The 16,422-nt window shown below is 60.8% G+C and carries 10 protein-coding genes; 8 read left to right on the plus strand and 2 right to left on the minus strand.

The features are described 5' to 3' along the window. Window positions 1-78 precede the first annotated feature (78 nt). Window positions 79-1,593, plus strand: a complete 1,515-nt coding sequence (gene betC, locus CPH17_RS15020; RefSeq protein ID WP_074395050.1) for a choline-sulfatase — start codon at window positions 79-81, stop codon at window positions 1,591-1,593. 140 nt (window positions 1,594-1,733) lie between these two features. Here betC and CPH17_RS15025 read toward each other — a convergent pair whose 3' ends face one another. Next, window positions 1,734-3,323 (minus strand): BCCT family transporter, encoded by a 1,590-nt coding sequence (locus CPH17_RS15025; protein ID WP_096300144.1) that lies wholly within the window; start codon window positions 3,321-3,323, stop codon window positions 1,734-1,736. Window positions 3,324-3,568: 245 nt separating this feature from the next. Between CPH17_RS15025 and fdhA the strand changes: the two genes are divergently transcribed. The 7 genes from fdhA to CPH17_RS15060 all read left to right on the plus strand — a co-directional run bounded on the left by fdhA (window position 3,569) and on the right by CPH17_RS15060 (window position 14,290). Next, window positions 3,569-4,759, plus strand: coding sequence for a formaldehyde dehydrogenase, glutathione-independent (fdhA, locus tag CPH17_RS15030; protein WP_074395052.1), 1,191 nt, complete (start codon window positions 3,569-3,571; stop codon window positions 4,757-4,759). Between the two features lie 139 nt (window positions 4,760-4,898). Continuing rightward, window positions 4,899-6,617 carry an NADH-ubiquinone oxidoreductase-F iron-sulfur binding region domain-containing protein gene (locus tag CPH17_RS15035; protein ID WP_172898701.1) on the plus strand — a complete coding sequence of 573 codons (1,719 nt, stop codon included), beginning with the start codon at window positions 4,899-4,901 and terminating at the stop codon, window positions 6,615-6,617. Window positions 6,618-6,628: 11 nt separating this feature from the next. Next, the gene (gene fdhF / locus CPH17_RS15040; protein ID WP_096300146.1) at window positions 6,629-9,487 is read left to right on the plus strand and encodes a formate dehydrogenase subunit alpha; all 2,859 of its coding nucleotides are present in this window, start codon (window positions 6,629-6,631) and stop codon (window positions 9,485-9,487) included. Between the two features lie 275 nt (window positions 9,488-9,762). Further along, a complete protein-coding gene (locus CPH17_RS15045; protein WP_096300148.1) occupies window positions 9,763-10,902 on the plus strand; it encodes an ABC transporter ATP-binding protein in 1,140 nt (379 codons plus the stop codon). 79 nt (window positions 10,903-10,981) lie between these two features. Further along, window positions 10,982-12,091, plus strand: a complete 1,110-nt coding sequence (locus CPH17_RS15050) for an extracellular solute-binding protein (RefSeq protein ID WP_096300150.1) — start codon at window positions 10,982-10,984, stop codon at window positions 12,089-12,091. A 90-nt stretch (window positions 12,092-12,181) separates the two neighbouring features. Further along, window positions 12,182-13,435, plus strand: coding sequence for an ABC transporter permease (locus CPH17_RS15055; RefSeq protein ID WP_096300152.1), 1,254 nt, complete (start codon window positions 12,182-12,184; stop codon window positions 13,433-13,435). A 3-nt stretch (window positions 13,436-13,438) separates the two neighbouring features. Further along, a complete protein-coding gene (locus CPH17_RS15060) occupies window positions 13,439-14,290 on the plus strand; it encodes an ABC transporter permease (RefSeq protein ID WP_096300154.1) in 852 nt (283 codons plus the stop codon). A gap of 30 nt (window positions 14,291-14,320) precedes the next feature. Here CPH17_RS15060 and CPH17_RS15065 read toward each other — a convergent pair whose 3' ends face one another. After that, window positions 14,321-16,357, minus strand: a complete 2,037-nt coding sequence (locus tag CPH17_RS15065; RefSeq protein ID WP_096300967.1) for an NADH:flavin oxidoreductase — start codon at window positions 16,355-16,357, stop codon at window positions 14,321-14,323. Between the last annotated feature and the right edge of the window lie 65 nt (window positions 16,358-16,422).

A 16,422-nucleotide genomic window follows, 5' to 3' on the forward strand; every position in this document is an offset into this window, starting at 1 on the left:
AAATCGTTTGTGCCGCTTTGTCTTTGTAACGCAAGCTGAGGCTTCTTCCGTCACCCTAACCACACCCCAGAGGCAGCGATGACAAAACCCAATATTCTGGTGCTGATGGCCGACCAGGTTAACGGCACGCTGTTTGAAGATGGCCCGGCAGATTTTCTGCATATGCCGAACGTGAAGGCACTGGCCGAGCGCTCGGTGCGCTTTCGCAATGCCTACACGCCGAGCTATCTCTGTGCTCCCGGGCGTGCGGCTTTCATGTCAGGTCAACTTCCCTCCCGTACCGGCGTCTACGACAACGCTGCCGAGTTTCCGTCGAGCATTCCGACCTGGGCGCACCACTTGCGGCGCGCTGGCTACCAAACGTGTCTCTCGGGCAAGATGCACTTCGTCGGCCCGGATCAGCTACACGGCTTCGAGTCGCGCCTGACGACCGATGTCTATCCGCCTGATTTCGGCTGGACGCCGGACTATCGCACCCCTGGTGTACGCATCGACTGGTGGTATCACAACCTGGGCTCTGTTACCGGGGCCGGCATCGCCGAGATATCCAATCAAATGGAGTATGATGACGAGGTTGCCTTCCACGCCGAGCAAAAGCTCTACGACCTGGCGCGCGGTCATGACGAACGCCCCTGGGCATTATGCGTGAGCTTTACTCATCCCCACGATCCCTACGTAGCGCGCCGCCAATACTGGGATCTCTACCGTGACTGCGAGCATCTCGAGCCAACGGTGGGTGAGATTCCCTACGCCGAGCAGGATCCGCACTCGCAGCGTCTCTTCGATGCCAACGACTATACCCAGTTCGACATAAAGCCCGAGAATATCCGCCGTGCTCGCCAAGGATATTTCGCCAACCTGTCTTACATCGACGACAAGGTGGGCGGTATTCTCGACGTGCTCGAGCGCACCCGCATGCTCGACAACACCATCATTCTGTTCGTCTCCGATCATGGCGACATGCTTGGCGAGCGCGGATTGTGGTTCAAAATGAGCCCCTACGAAGGCTCATCACGCGTACCGCTGATGATCAGTGCGCCGGGTCTTGAGCCCAAGTGTGTCGGTACGCCGGTGTCTGCGCTGGATATCAATCCGACGCTGGCTGATCTGGTGGGTATCGACCTGAGTGCCATCGAACCGTGGACCGACGGCGAGTCGCTGGCACCGCTGATGAAGGGCGAAAGGCGCGATACACCGGTTTGCTTGGAATACGCCGCCGAGGGCAGCTACGCGCCGCTGATCACGATCCGGCATCGTCAGTGGAAGTTCAACCATTGCGAGCTTGATCCGCCGCAGCTATTCAATCTCGCCGAAGACCCGCACGAGTTGAATAATCTGGCGGAAGATCCGGCGCATGCCGAACAACTCGCCGACTTCCAACAGCAATGCCGCGAGCGCTGGGACATGGCGCGCTTCGACGCCGAGGTGCGCGAAAGCCAGGCGAGACGGTTGATCGTCTACGAAGCACTGCGCAACGGCGCCTACTATCCGTGGGATTATCAGCCGCTGCAGGTGGCCTCGGAGCGCTATATGCGCAACCACATGGACCTCAACATACTCGAAGAGGCCCAGCGGTTTCCCCGCGGAGAGTGAGCCACGCTCGCGAAAAGATAAGCGGCCGGGGCACGGCGCTGGGAAGGGGTATGCTCGCGTTTAGCGTTTTTGCTATCACTGATGGCTAAACGAGCCCCCAAGAAGGAGCGCCTACAAGGCGCTCCCGTCATGTTGCGACATCACTTTTGGAGCGACGTGGTGGGTACCTTGCCAGAAAGTTGCTGCTGCTCCTTGTGCAGTCCTATATACAAGCTGAAGCACATCACCAGAAGCACCAGCGTAAAGGGTAGCCCGGTGGCCACCGCGCCCGCCTGAAGCGCACTGAGTGCCGTGCTCCCCCCGCCATACAGCAGCACGCCGGCAATCACCCCTTCAAGCGTGGCCCAGAACACTCGCTGGCTTTTGGGGGCATCGGTCTTGCCGCCCGCGGTGATGTTGTCGATCACCAGCGAGCCGGAGTCCGATGAGGTAATAAAGAACACCAGCACCAGAATGATCGCGAGCGTCGAGGTAATGCTGGTCAGGGGCAATTGTTCCAGCATGTGGAACATGGCAAGCGAGACGTCGTCAATACCGTTGGCCAGCTCGCCCACTTCGTTTGAGGCCTGAAAAATCGCCGTGCCGCCAAAGGCGCTCATCCATACCAGGGTGACCAGCGTCGGCACCAGCAGCACCGCGATCAGGAACTCACGCACCGTCCGGCCTCGCGACACGCGCGCGATAAACATGCCGACAAACGGAGACCAGGAGATCCACCATGCCCAGTAAAAGATGGTCCAGCCGTGATACCAGGTATCGTCGTCGCGACCAACCCAGTTCGACAGCGGCAGAAGGTGGCTTGCATAGTCCAGCGCGGTGGTGCCAATCCCTGTCAGAATCATCAGGGTCGGCCCCGCCACGACCACAAACAGCAACAGCACGGCCGCGATGACCATGTTGATATTTGAGAAAAGCTTCACGCCGCCGTCGATACCCCGCCATACCGAGATCAGCGCAATCACCGTGACTACCACGATAATCGCCAGCTGGGTGCCGATGGTATTAGGGATATCGAACAGATAGGCAAGCCCGCCAGCTGCCTGGGTAGCGCCAAAGCCAAGCGAAGTGGCCAGGCCGAAAATAGTGGCCAGCACGGCAAGAATATCGATGATATGGCCTGCCCAGCCGCGGGTTCGCTCGCCCAGAATGGGGTAGAAGGCGGAGCGAAGCGTAAGCGGCAGGCCCTTGTTATAGGCAAAGAAAGCCAGTGACAGTGCCACCACACCATAAATGGCCCAGGGGTGCAGGCCCCAATGGAACATGGTCGCCCCCATAGCGGCGCTGGCGCCCTCCGGGGTGCCCGCCGGCGCATTCAAAGGCGTGCCGTACCAGTCGGTGTAGTAGGCCACGGGCTCAGCAACGCTCCAGAACATCAGGCCGATGCCCATGCCCGCCGCAAACAGCATGGCGAACCAGGAGGTGCGCGAGTATTCCGGCTTCGCATCTTTGCCGCCCAGACGAATCCGCCCCAAAGGCAAGCAGATCAGTACGAGACAGAACACCACAAAGATGTTGCCCGCGATCATGAATAGCCAGTCGAAGTGTTCGATCGACCAGTTCTTGGCAAGCCCCAGGTGAGTATTAGCGGCATCTGGGTAGACCAGCGCGTAGATAATAAACAGTAGGATGGCGAGAGCGGAAAGCGGAAAGACGGGGTTATGAAAATCCAGCCCCATTATCTGAGTATTGTCCTGTCCGGGCGACAGGACCGGGTCGTCATTGTTGTTCATCAGGGTTCCTTGGTTGCTCTTGTTAGACGTCGGATATGAGCCAGGCATCGCCGACGCACCGAATTGTTGGCCCTGTTTAAGAACAAGAGTGTCGTGAAAGCGACCTCTATCTATTCGTTCTGGCTAGGATGTCTTGAATAGATATGTGAGTGCCTTTTTGGGGTAAGTCCTAAGACGCGGAGGGGATAGGGTGGAAAAGCGCAATCCACCCTATCGAGCAGAACAATAAACTACAGGAGCCAGCCATGAATGCAGCCAACCGCGGAGTGGTCTACAAAGGACCGGGTGAAGTCGCCGTTGAATCCATTGCCTATCCTGAACTTGCTTTAGGCAATCGCAAATGCGAGCACGGCGTGATTCTCAAGGTCGTTACCACCAATATCTGTGGCAGCGACCAGCATATGGTGCGTGGTCGCACCACTGCCTCACCTGGCCTGGTACTCGGCCACGAAATCACTGGGCTGGTTATTGAGACCGGCCGTGACGTCGAATTCATCAAACCGGGCGACCTGGTCTCGGTGCCATTCAACATTGCCTGTGGCCGCTGCCGCAACTGCAAGGAAGGCCGCACCGGTATTTGCCTCAACGTCAATCCAGCCCGCCCTGGCGCCGCCTACGGTTACGTGGATATGGGCGGCTGGGTCGGCGGCCAGACCGAATATGTCATGGTCCCCTACGCCGACTTTAATCTGCTGAAGTTCCCGGATGCCGATCAGGCCATGGAGAAGATCAAGGATCTGACCCTGCTTTCCGATATCTTCCCCACCGGCTTTCACGGCTGCGTGACCGCCGGTGTCGGCCCGGGCAGCACCGTCTATATCGCCGGTGCCGGGCCCGTCGGGCTGGCCGCTGCGGTTTCCGCTCAGTTGCTGGGTGCGGCCTGCGTGATCGTTGGCGATATGATCGAAGAGCGCCTGGCCCAGGCCCGCAGCTTTGGCTGCGAGACCATCGACCTGACCCAGGACGGTGACATGGCCGACAAGATCGAGGTGATTCTCGGCGAGCGCGAGGTCGATGCCTTTGTCGACTGCGTTGGCTTCGAAGCCCACGCCTGTGGCTGCAACCACGGCAAAGAAGCGCCCGCCACGGTGCTCAACTCGGCGATGTCGCTGACCCGCGCGGGTGGCCAGATCGGTATCCCCGGCCTGTACGTGACCGAAGACCCCGGCGCGGAAGACGATGCTGCCAAGCAGGGCGCGCTGAGCATGCGCTTTGGTCTTGGTTGGGCTAAGTCCCACAGTTTCCATACTGGGCAGTGTCCGGTGATGCAGTACCATCGCCCACTGATGCAGGCTATTCTGTTTGGCAAGGTCAATATCGCCGATGCGGTCAATGTCCAGATGATTAACCTGGATCAGGCGCCCCAGGGCTACGCTGACTTCGATGGTGGTGCGGCCAAGAAATTCGTTATTGACCCACATGGCAGCGTGGCCTAATAACGTATTAACTCAGCAATTTAGTAAACAGCCCTAACCCCTACCTGGCGGTGGGGTAGCGAGACCCTAGACGGCGCCCCGCGGGGTGCCGTCTTCGTTCCTACGTAAAAAAGCCGATCAAGATAATAATGAGTGCCCAATGACCGTTCAGACCGTGACCCCCAAGCGCCCCTTTCGCGGCAAGCCCCGCGGCCGTGAGCTCGATCCCAACCGCCTTGAGGGATTGCGTGAGCTGCTGGGCGACGAACGCGAAGACGCCACGCTGCGCCGCCGTGACCTGCTGATCGAACATTTGCATGTTATTCAGGATGCCCGGGGCCATCTACTGCTTGCGGACCTGCGTGCCCTGGCGGCCTACATGAACCTGCCCATGGCGGCCGTCTACGAGACGGCCACCTTCTATGCCCACTTCGATGTGATTCACGACGATCAGGAGACGCCGCCCGCGTTGACCATCCGCGTTTGTGATTCTCTGGCCTGCCAGTTGGCCGGTGCCGAGGCGCTGAAGGCCCAGTTGGAAGCCAATGTGGATATCGAGCAGGTGAGGGTACTGCGGGCGCCCTGCATGGGCCGCTGCGACACGGCGCCGGTGGCGGAAGTAGGACATCATCATGTTTTGTTTGCCACCCAAGAGAGTATTGCGACGGTGATCGAGGGGGCGCACTTTCACCCCGCTACCGTCGACTGGCAGCGGCTGGACGACTATCGGCGCGAGGGCGGTTTCGCGCTGCTGCGCGCCTGTCGCGAGGGCGAGGTCACGGTGGAAGCGCTGATGGACGCGATGCAGCAGGCCAATCTGCGGGGCTTGGGGGGCGCGGGTTTCCCTACCTTCAAGAAGTGGACCTTCGTGCGCCAGGAGGCCGGCCCCCGCTACTGCGCCATCAACGCCGACGAGGGTGAGCCCGGCACCTTCAAGGACCGCTATTACCTGGAACGCTCGCCGCACCAGTTTCTGGAAGGCGCGCTGGTCAGTGCCTGGGCGGTCGACGCCGAGGCGCTGTATATCTACCTGCGCGATGAGTATCCGGCGTTGCATGGCGTACTGCGCGAGGCGATTGGCGAGCTCGAGGCCGCCGGCCTGGTGGCGCCGGGCTACATCGTGCTGAGGCGCGGCGCGGGGGCTTATATCTGCGGCGAAGAGTCGGCGATGATCGAGTCCCTGGAAGGCAAGCCGGGCAAGCCCCGTCATCGCCCGCCGTTTGTGGCCCAGAAAGGGCTCTTTGATCAGCCGACGCTGGTCAATAACGTCGAAACCGTCTACTGGATTCCCATGATCTGGCAGCGCGGCGCGGAGGCCTTCGCAAGCCAGGGTCGCCACGGCCGCGTGGGGGTGCGCAGTTTCTCGGTCTCGGGCCGGGTCAAACACCCTGGCGTGTATCTGGCGCCGGCGGGGATCACGCTTAGCGAATTGATTGACGAGTATTGCGGTGGCATGGCCGACGGCCACCGTCTGGCGGCCTACCTGCCCGGCGGCGCCTCCGGCGGCATTCTGCCCGCTGCCAAGGCCAATATCCCCCTCGACTTCGACACCCTTCAGGAGCACGGCTGTTTTATCGGCTCCGCCGCGGTGATCGTACTCTCTGACCAGGACGATCTGCGCGGGGTCGCGACCAACCTGCTGGCCTTCTTTGCCGACGAGTCCTGTGGTCAATGCACGCCCTGCCGGGTGGGCACGGAAAAGATGCTCACCCTGCTCGAGCGCAATGAATGGGACGCCGGGCTGATGACACAGCTTTCCCAGGTGATGATAGATGCCTCTATTTGCGGGCTTGGCCAGGCAGCCCCCAACCCGGTGCTCGGGCTGCTCAAGGATTTCCGCGGCGAACTGGCCGCCCAGAATGTCATCGTCAAGGGGTAGGGGAGATGAGTATGAGCGAGCAGGTCTCAAGCCAAGCCTTAAACAACAGCTTAAACGAACGCTTTACCCTGACGCTGGATGGCGTAGAGGTGAGTGCACACCCCGGTGAAAGCCTCTGGCAGGTGGCCAAGCGCGCCGGTGAAACCATTCCCCATCTTTGTTTCAAGGACGCCAGCGGCTACCGCGCCGACGGCAACTGCCGGGCCTGCATGGTGGAAATCGAGGGTGAGCGGGCGTTGGCCGCCAGCTGCCTACGCCAGGCGGCGCCCGGGATGGTGGTCAATAGCGCGGGCTCTGAACGCGCAAACGCGGCCCGCAAGATGGTCATGGAGATGCTGCTAGTCGACCAGCCAGAGCGGGAAGACAGCCCCGACAGCTCAAGCCACTTTTGGGCCATGGCTGACCAGTTGGCTATTGATGCCACAGAGGTGCGCCGCAAGCTGCCCCGGCGCGATGAGCGCGAGGCGCCCACCGTACACCATGTGGCCTCCCGGGCGGATAGCCTGGAACATGACAGCAGCCACTCTGCCATGCGCGTCAACCTTGATGCCTGTATCGAGTGCAACCTGTGCGTGCGCGCCTGCCGTGACGTGCAGGTCAACGACGTCATCGGCCTGGCGCACCGCGGCGCGGCCTCGAAGATCGTGTTTGATTTCGACGACCCCATGGGGGATAGCACCTGTGTGGCCTGCGGGGAGTGTGTCCAGGCCTGTCCCACCGGCGCCCTGATGCCCGCGACCCTGGTCGATCAACAAGGCCACGGCGACTCCGCAGCGGCCGATCGCCAGGTCGACTCGGTATGCCCCTACTGCGGGGTGGGCTGCCAGCTGACCTACCATATCAAGGACGACGAGATCCTGTATGTGGAGGGCCGCGAAGGACCCTCTAACCAGAACCGGCTGTGCGTCAAAGGACGCTTCGGCTACGACTATCCGCGCCATCCCTCCAGGCTGATCATGCCGCTGATTCGCCGCGAGGGAGTGGCGAAAGGTCTCGACCCGGACTTCGATCCCGCCAAGCCTCTGACCCATTTTCGCGAGGCGAGCTGGGACGAAGCCCTGGAGGTTGCCGCCGGCGGGCTGGTGGACCTGAAAGCGGCCCATGGCCCCGACGCTCTGGCCGGATTCGGTAGCGCCAAATGCTCCAACGAAGAGGCGTGGCTGTTCCAGAAGCTGGTGCGGACCGGTTTTGGCTCCAACCATGTGGATCACTGCACGCGGTTGTGCCACGCAAGCTCGGTGGCGGCGTTGATGGAGTGCATTGGCTCCGGCGCCGTGACCGCCTCCTTCATGCAGGCCGAGCAGGCAGACGTGGTGATCCTGACCGGCTGTAACCCGGCGGTGAACCATCCCGTGGCGGCCACCTTCTTCAAGCAGGCCGCCAAGCGCGGTACCAAGATCGTGATCCTCGACCCCCGCGGCCAGGCGCTGGATGCCTACGCTCACCTGAGCGTGCGCTTCTCGCCGGGCGCCGACGTGGCGCTGTTCAACGCCATGCTCAACGTGATCATCAGTGAAGAACTTTATGACACGGCCTATATTGCCGAGCACACCGAAGGCTTCGAGGCCCTTAAAGTGCATACGGTAGATATGACGCCCGAAGCGATGAGCAGCCTATGCGGCGTTGCGCCTGAAACCATTCGTCAAGTGGCGCGGCTCTATGCCAACGCCGAGCGGGCGATGATCTTCTGGGGCATGGGTATTTCCCAGCATACTCACGGCACCGACAACGCGCGTGGCCTGATCTCGCTGGCGCTGGCCTGCGGCCAAACCGGGCGCCCCGGCACCGGCTTGCACCCTTTGCGGGGGCAGAACAACGTTCAGGGGGCGTCCGATGCGGGCATGATCCCCATGGTAATGCCCGACTACCAGCCGGTCAGCGATGATCAGGTACGCGCGGCGTTTGAAGAGCTGTGGAACACCCAACTGGATCCCAAGCCTGGCCTCACCGTGGTGGAAATCATGGACGCCATCGCCGCCGGCACCATCCGCGGCATGCTTATCCAGGGCGAGAACCCGGCCATGTCCGACCCGGACCTGGACCACGCCAGGGCAGCCTTGGCCAAGCTGGAGCATCTGGTGGTTCAGGACCTCTTCGTCACCGAGACCGCCCAGTTCGCCGACGTCATCCTGCCGGCCTCCGCCTGGCCGGAGAAGAACGGTACCGTGACCAACACCAATCGCCAGGTGCAGATGGGCCGTGCGGCCGTGCCGCTACCCGGCCAGGCCAAGCCGGACTGGTGGATTACCCAGGAGATCGCCAAGCGTTTCGGTCTGGACTGGAACTACCAGCACCCGCGGGACGTCTTTGCCGAAATGACGCAGGGCATGGCGTCCCTCGATCATATTTCCTGGGAGCGCCTGGAGCGGGAGCAGTCGGTGACCTATCCCTGCCCAGCGGAAGACGCACCGGGGCACGACGTGGTCTTCAGCGATGCGTTTCCCACTGCCAGCGGTCGGGCAAAATTTGCGCCTACGCGCCCGTTACCCCCGGATGAGCCGGTGGACAACGACTACCCGACGGTATTGACCACCGGTCGCCAGCTGGAGCACTGGCATACCGGCTCCATGACCCGACGCGCCAAGGTACTCGATGACCTGGAGCCGGAAGCGGTCGCCAGCCTGGCCCCCGCCGAGTTTATCCGGCTGGGGATGGCGCCGGGCGATGACCTGACGATCGCCACCCGGCGGGGGACCATCACGCTCAAGGCGAGAACCGACCCGGGCATGCCCGAGGGCATGGTCTTCGTGCCCTTCTGTTACGGAGAAGCGGCGGCCAATCTACTCACCAACCCGGCGCTGGACCCGTTTGGGAAAATTCCCGAGTTCAAGTACGCCGCCTGCCGGTTGAGCCGCGCAGACGTGGCCTGACCGATCACCGTTCCCCGACCGCCCATGGAGGTTGCCTCCATGGGCGTTTTCGTTTCCAGGCATGCGGAAATCATTGCCTTAGTTGACTTTGCTGCACATGTGGCAGGTTGATATTCAACGCTAATTGTCCCCTCGAAAATTGTAATGCGATGTAAGCTCGCCTTATTGTCGTTATCAAGCATTAGCAAAAAAATATAAATCAATAGAGTTCCAGGGGATGCGTGAGGTTAGGGGTGTTGACCTTGGCGCAACGGGACGTTTATCGGGGGATGTGCATGAACGAGACCCTTGCAGACGCTGGGGAGGCGAGGGCGGCAACGAGCGAAACGCCGTTGAGTTTTGCCCGCTTCGTCAATGTCCAAAAGAGCTATGACGGTGTCGAACTGGTCGTCAAGGACTTCAACCTTGATATCCGCAAGGGTGAATTCGTCACCCTGCTGGGGCCTTCGGGCTCCGGAAAGACCACCTGCCTGATGATGATGGCAGGCTTCGAAACGCCCACCCACGGCGAGATTTTGCTCAATGGCGAGCCGATCAGTGGCTTGCCACCGCATAAGCGTGGCATCGGCATGGTGTTCCAGAACTATGCGCTGTTCCCGCACATGACGGTGGCTGAGAACCTCGCCTTCCCGCTCGAAGTACGTCACCTCAACAAAGCACAGATCAAGGAAAAGGTGGATAAAGCACTGGCCATGGTGCGTCTGGAAGAGTTTGGCGACCGTCGCCCGGCGCAGCTTTCCGGTGGCCAGCAGCAGCGCGTGGCATTGGCTCGGGCGCTGGTGTTTGAGCCTGAGTTAGTGCTGATGGATGAACCGCTAGGCGCGCTGGACAAAAATTTGCGTGAAGAAATGCAGTACGAGATCAAACGCATTCATGCCAGCCTCGGCGTCACCATGATCTACGTCACCCATGATCAGACCGAAGCATTGACCATGTCCGACCGCATTGCGGTTTTCAACGACGGTATTGTTCAACAGCTAGCCTCGCCGGATGAACTCTACGAGCGGCCGCAAAACGCGTTCGTTGCCTACTTTATTGGCGAAAACAATCGCCTGCAGGGTGAGGTCAGTGAGCGACTCGGTGACGACTGCAAGGTACGCCTTGATAGCGGCGACACGGTGGTTGCCAAAGCAGTGGCGGTGAGCGGCGTGGGTTCACGTACGACACTGTCGCTACGCCCCGAGCGGGTCAGCATCCTGAGTGGGGATGCGGCGGAACAGTTCGAGAATCAATTTACCGCCACCGTGCAGGAAGTGATCTACCTTGGCGACCATTTGCGCACGCGGGTGTCGGTGTGCGGTAACGATGACTTTATTTTGAAAACACCCAACGCCCAAGGGTGTGGGGGGATGCGCCCCGGCCAGCAGATTCAGGTCGGCTGGTCGAGCGCCGATTGCCGAGCGCTGGATGCATGAGCAGGACGGCAGTCAAGTGCGCCGTTTCTCGGCATCCCACGGTGTCGGCGGCGATGGCAACAATAAACGGAGAATAACCATGAAAATCAGCATCAATAATCGCATTGTCAAGACGGGTGTCGCTGCCCTGGGGGTCTCGGCACTGGCCGTGGCGGTCAGCGCCCATGCCGAGCAGACGTTGAATATTGTGTCCTGGGGCGGTGCTTACAGCATGAGCCAACATGAAGCTTACGATAAGCCGTGGATTGAAAAAACCGGCGACGAGATCGTCAATATCGACCGCAGCGGCAACGCCCTGGCCGGATTACGCTCCCAAAGCCAGGCTGGCAACGTCACTTGGGACCTGGTCGATATGCTCCCGGCCGATGCCATGATTGCCTGCGATGAAGGCCTGATCGAGCCGCTTGACCATGACGAACTGCTGGCCGACGCCCCGGATGGTACGCCGCCCAGTGAGGACTTCGTCGAGGGCGCTTTGGGCGATTGCTTCGTGGCATCCATCGTCTATTCGAATATCGTTGCCTTCAATAGCGAGATGTTTCCCGAAGACGACCAGCCCAGCACCATCGAGGATGTCTTCGACCTGGAAAACTACCCTGGCAAGCGGGCCCTGCTGCGCAAGCCGATCAACAACATGGAGTGGGCCTTGATCGCCGATGGCGTCGAGCGTGATGAAGTTTACGCCATGCTCGAGACTGAAGAAGGCGTTGAACGTGCTCTTGCCAAGCTCGATACCATCAAGGACGAGATCATCTGGTGGGAAGAGGGCGCCCAGCCGCCACAGTTGCTGGCCGACCAAGAGGTGGCCTTCGCCTCCGCGTATAATGGCCGGATCTTTGATGCCATGGTCACTGAAGACCAACCCTTCGAGATCATCTGGGATGCCCAGGTATTCGAGTTGGATGGCTGGGTCGTCCCCACCGGCAAGCTCGACAAGGTGAAGGATTATCTGCATTTCGCCACCGATACCCAGCGTCTCGCTGACCAGGCCAAGTATATTTCCTACGGCCCGGCGCGCGAATCTTCCGCGGAATTTGTCTCCACTCATGCCGAGACCGGAATAGAGATGGAAGAGCATATGCCCACCTATGGTCCGAACTTTGAGACGGCGATACAGAAAGATGACCTGTTCTGGGCGGACTTCAACGACGAGCTGACCCAGCGCTTCGACGCCTGGCTGTCCCAGTAAGGTGCTGCCGCCGCCCGGTGAAAATCGGGCGGCGACATGTCGATAGCCGGTCATTGCTGATCGATTCTTTCGCCTGATGGAGAGACCTACGTGTCCGAGTCTCCTGCACCCCCTTTAAGAACGGCCGATGGTGTGCCGCTCAAAGTAAGTTTGCGTCGTACCGTGCGACGCTCGAAAATCAAGGCGCTGCTACTGGTCGCGCCGCTGCTGGCGTTCCTGATCATCGCCTTCGTAATGCCAATTCTTGAGATGCTGTGGCGCAGCGTCGACAATCCCGAGGTTTCCACCTACTTGCCGCGTACCGCCGCCGCCCTAGAGCGCTGGGACGGCACTGACCTGCCCGACGAGGAGGCCTTCGCCGCGCTTGCCGAGGACCTGCGCGTGGGCCAGGCCGAGCGCAGCATGGGAACTCTGTCCAGTCGGTTGAACTACGAGAAGTCGGGCATGCGCTCAGCCATCAGCCGCACCGCACGTGGTGCCGCTAACCTCGAGCCGCCGTTCCGTGAGTCCCTGGTTGACGCTCATCGTGCTTGGGGAGAGACCGACACATGGCGGTTGATCAAGCGCGAGTCGCGGCCCTACACGCCGTCTTACTACTTGGCGGCGATGGACCGCCAGATGAGCCCGGACGGCGAGATAGTCAAGGTGCCGGAGCACATGCGGGTCCATGCCACCCTGTTCTGGCGAACGCTGTGGATGAGTGCCGTCATCACCGGCCTTACGCTGTTGCTCGGTTATCCGGTGGCCTTCCTGCTGGCGAGTCTTCCGGCGCGTCGCTCCAACCTGCTGATGATCCTGGTATTGCTGCCGTTTTGGACCTCGCTGCTGGTGCGTACCACTACCTGGATCGCCATCCTGCAATCCCAGGGCGTGCTTAATGACGTGATGGTGGCGCTAGGTGTGGTGGCAGACGAGGCGCGTTGGCAGATGATCCACAACAAAATGGGCACCATCATCGCCATGACACACATCCTGCTGCCGTTCATGATCCTGCCGCTCTACTCAGTGATGAAGACCATCCCGCCAAGCTACATGCGAGCGGCTCGCTCGCTGGGGGGCAAGCCGCTTCTCAGTTTCCGCCGCGTCTACTTCCCGCTGACGATTCCGGGCATTGCTGCCGGCGGCATCCTGGTGTTCATCCTGTCGATCGGCTACTACATCACGCCGGCGCTGGTGGGCGGACAGTCGGGGCGCTTTATCACCAACTACATCGCTTACCATATGCAGACATCGCTCAACTGGGGGCTGGCGGCCGCTATTGCCTCGATCCTGCTGTTCGTGGTGATTATCTGCTACTTGGTATTCAATCGCCTGATCGGCGTCGACAAGGTCAAGCTGGGGTAAACGATGGCCATTCCTTCTTACGCCACTCGTGGCGAGCGCATCTGGCACTACTTATTTCTGGGCATCTGTGGGCTGGTCTTTCTGTTCCTGATTGGACCGCTGCTGGTGATTATCCCGCTGTCGTTCAATTCGCAGCCCTACTTCACCTTTAGCAAGGAAATGCTGACCTTCGACCCGTCCGGTTATTCGCTGCGCTGGTATCAGGACTTCTTCACGTCGAGCGCATGGCTCAATGCCATCAAGAATAGCTTCATCATCGGTATCGCCTCCACAATCCTTGCCACGGTGCTGGGGACGGTGGCGGCGCTGGGATTGTCGAGTCGCTACATGCCGGCGCGTGGCGCGATCATGGCGCTGCTGATCTCGCCGATGATCGTGCCGCTAATCATCTCGGCGGCGGCGATGTTCTTCTTCTTTTCCAAGGTTAATCTCGCCCAGACCTATGTGGGGGTGATTCTGGCCCATACGGCGCTGGGCATTCCCTTCGTCGTGATCACCGTGACCGCTACGCTGTCGAGTTTCGATACCACGCTGATTCGTGCGGCGCATAGCCTGGGCGCCAATCCGACCCGCACCTTCTTCAAGGTGGTGCTACCGCTGGTCACACCGGGGGTGGTGTCGGGAGCGTTGTTCGCCTTCATTACGTCCTTCGATGAGGTAGTGGTGGTGCTGTTCATTGCAGGCCCTGAGCAGCGCACCATGCCGATTCAGATGTGGTCGGGCATTCGCGAGCAGATCAGCCCGACGATCCTCGCCGTGGCGACCCTGCTGGTGCTGCTATCGATGATGATGCTCACCACCCTTGAACTGCTACGCCGCCGGAGCGAGCGGCTGCGGGGGCTTTCACCCGAATGAGCCTAAACAGCGTTGAGGCCGCGCTGGTTTTTATATGTCCTTGACCAACCTGAGCGCATCGTAGATGGCCGCGTGGGTGTTTCGGGATTCGACGGCATCGCCGATCCGGAACAGCTGGAAACGGCCGTCCGGGTTATTGATCACGCGCTGGGGGTTGCCCACGATCAGGTCATCGTAGTTCACCTCGCCGCCGTTGCTGGCGTGCGATTTGAGCTCGAAATAGATATCGGCCATCGGCGTGATGCCGTAGTTGACCACCACCTGGTCGATGCGCCGTTCGTGCTCAAGGTCCATGTAGTCGCTGGTGATCTTGGCCAGTAGCTCGCCACCATTGCGTGCCACGGACTTCAGCCGGTAAGTGGTTGTGAAGGTGACGTTGGGTCGCTGCAGGGAGCGCATGTAGGGCACCAGGTTCATGGCCATGATCTCTGCGGAGAAGGTGCGATCCGGCGTCATGATCTCCAGTTCGGCCCCCGTGGCGGCAATGATCTCCGCCGCCTGCAGGGCGGCATGGTCGCCAGCATCGTCGAACAGCAGTACCCGCTTGCCCGGTGGCACATGACCGGACAGGATGTCCCAGGTGTTGACCATCAGCTCACAGCCGACCTCAGGTTGATCTTCCATGGGGTAGCCGCCGGTGGCCACGATCACCACGTCCGGCTGCTCGGCGAGTACGTCCTCCACCTCGGCCCAGACGTTGTAGCGGATCTCGACGCCAAGCGCCTCGCAGCGCGCCAGACGCCAATCGATGATGCCCAGCATCTCGCGGCGCCGCTCGCTCTGTGCGGTGAGTCGCACCTGCCCACCGGCATCGCTGGCGGCTTCCAGCACCACTACCGAATGGCCTCGCTCGCCGGCGACCCGAGCGGCTTCCAGCCCCGCCGGTCCGGCGCCGATAACCACCACTCGCCGCTGCTGTGCCGCCTTGGGAATACTATGGGGCATGCTGGTTTCGCGCCCGGTAGCTGCGTTGTGGATGCAGTAGGCGGCGCCACCCTGATAGATACGATCCAGACAGTAGTTGGCACCGACGCAGGGGCGGATCTCTTCTTCTCGGCCTTCAATGATCTTGCGCACGATGTGCGGGTCGGCCATGTGGGCGCGGGTCATGCCGATCATGTCGACCTTGCCCGAGGCGATGGCATAACGGGCAGTGGCGACATCCTGGATCTTGGCACCATGGAAGGTGGGAAAGTCGACTTCACGACGGATTTCCCCGGCGAAATCCAGGTGCGGGGCGCTGGGCATGCCCTGGATGGGAATCACGTCGGTGAGCCCTGCATCGGTGTCGATGTGGCCGCGAACCACGTTGAGGAAGTCGACTAGGCCGCTGTCCTTCAAGCGCCGTGAGATATCCATTCCATCGCCGGACGTCAGCCCACCCGGCAGCATCTCATCGCCGGTGTAACGCACGCCGACGATGAACGCTTCACCAACCCGCTGACGAATGGCGCGCAGCACCTCGAAAGTGAAACGCAGTCGATTGTCGAGATCCCCGCCATAAGGCCCCTCAAGGGTATTGGTCAGCGGCGACCAGAACTGATCCATCAGGTGGCCATAGGCCTGCAGCTCGATGCCATCGAGGCCGGCGGCGTGCATGCGTTCAGCGGCATCGGCGTAGTCGCGGATCAGGCGCTCGATATCCCACTCCTCGACCTGCTTGGGAAAAGCGCGGTGGGACGCCTCGCGACGATGCGAAGACGATACCGCTGGCAGCCAATCGCCCTTGTCCCAACGGGTGCGCCGGCCCAGGTGGGTCAACTGGATCATCACCGCAGTGCCGTGTTCGTGGCAGGCGTCGGTCAGCTCGCGCATCCACGGCACCACTTCATCCTTGTAGGCGAGGATGTTGTTGAACACGGGTGGGCTGTCCTTGGCTACCGCCGCAGACCCGGCGGTCATGGTCAGGCCGAGGCCTGCCTTGGCGCGTTCAACGTGGTAGGCACGGTAGAGTGCTTTGGGCATCCCGTCCTCAGGATAAGCGGGCTCATGGGCGGTCATCATAAGCCTGTTTTTCAGGGTCAGGTGCTTTAGCTGAAAGGGCTGCAGTAGCGGATCGTTAAGCATGGATAGGACGCCATTTTGTTGTGCATTGGATAAATCTAGGTGTCTATGTTCATAGTTGTCAATAT

This window comes from Halomonas sp. hl-4 (assembly GCF_900215475.1).
Taxonomy (GTDB): domain Bacteria; phylum Pseudomonadota; class Gammaproteobacteria; order Pseudomonadales; family Halomonadaceae; genus Vreelandella.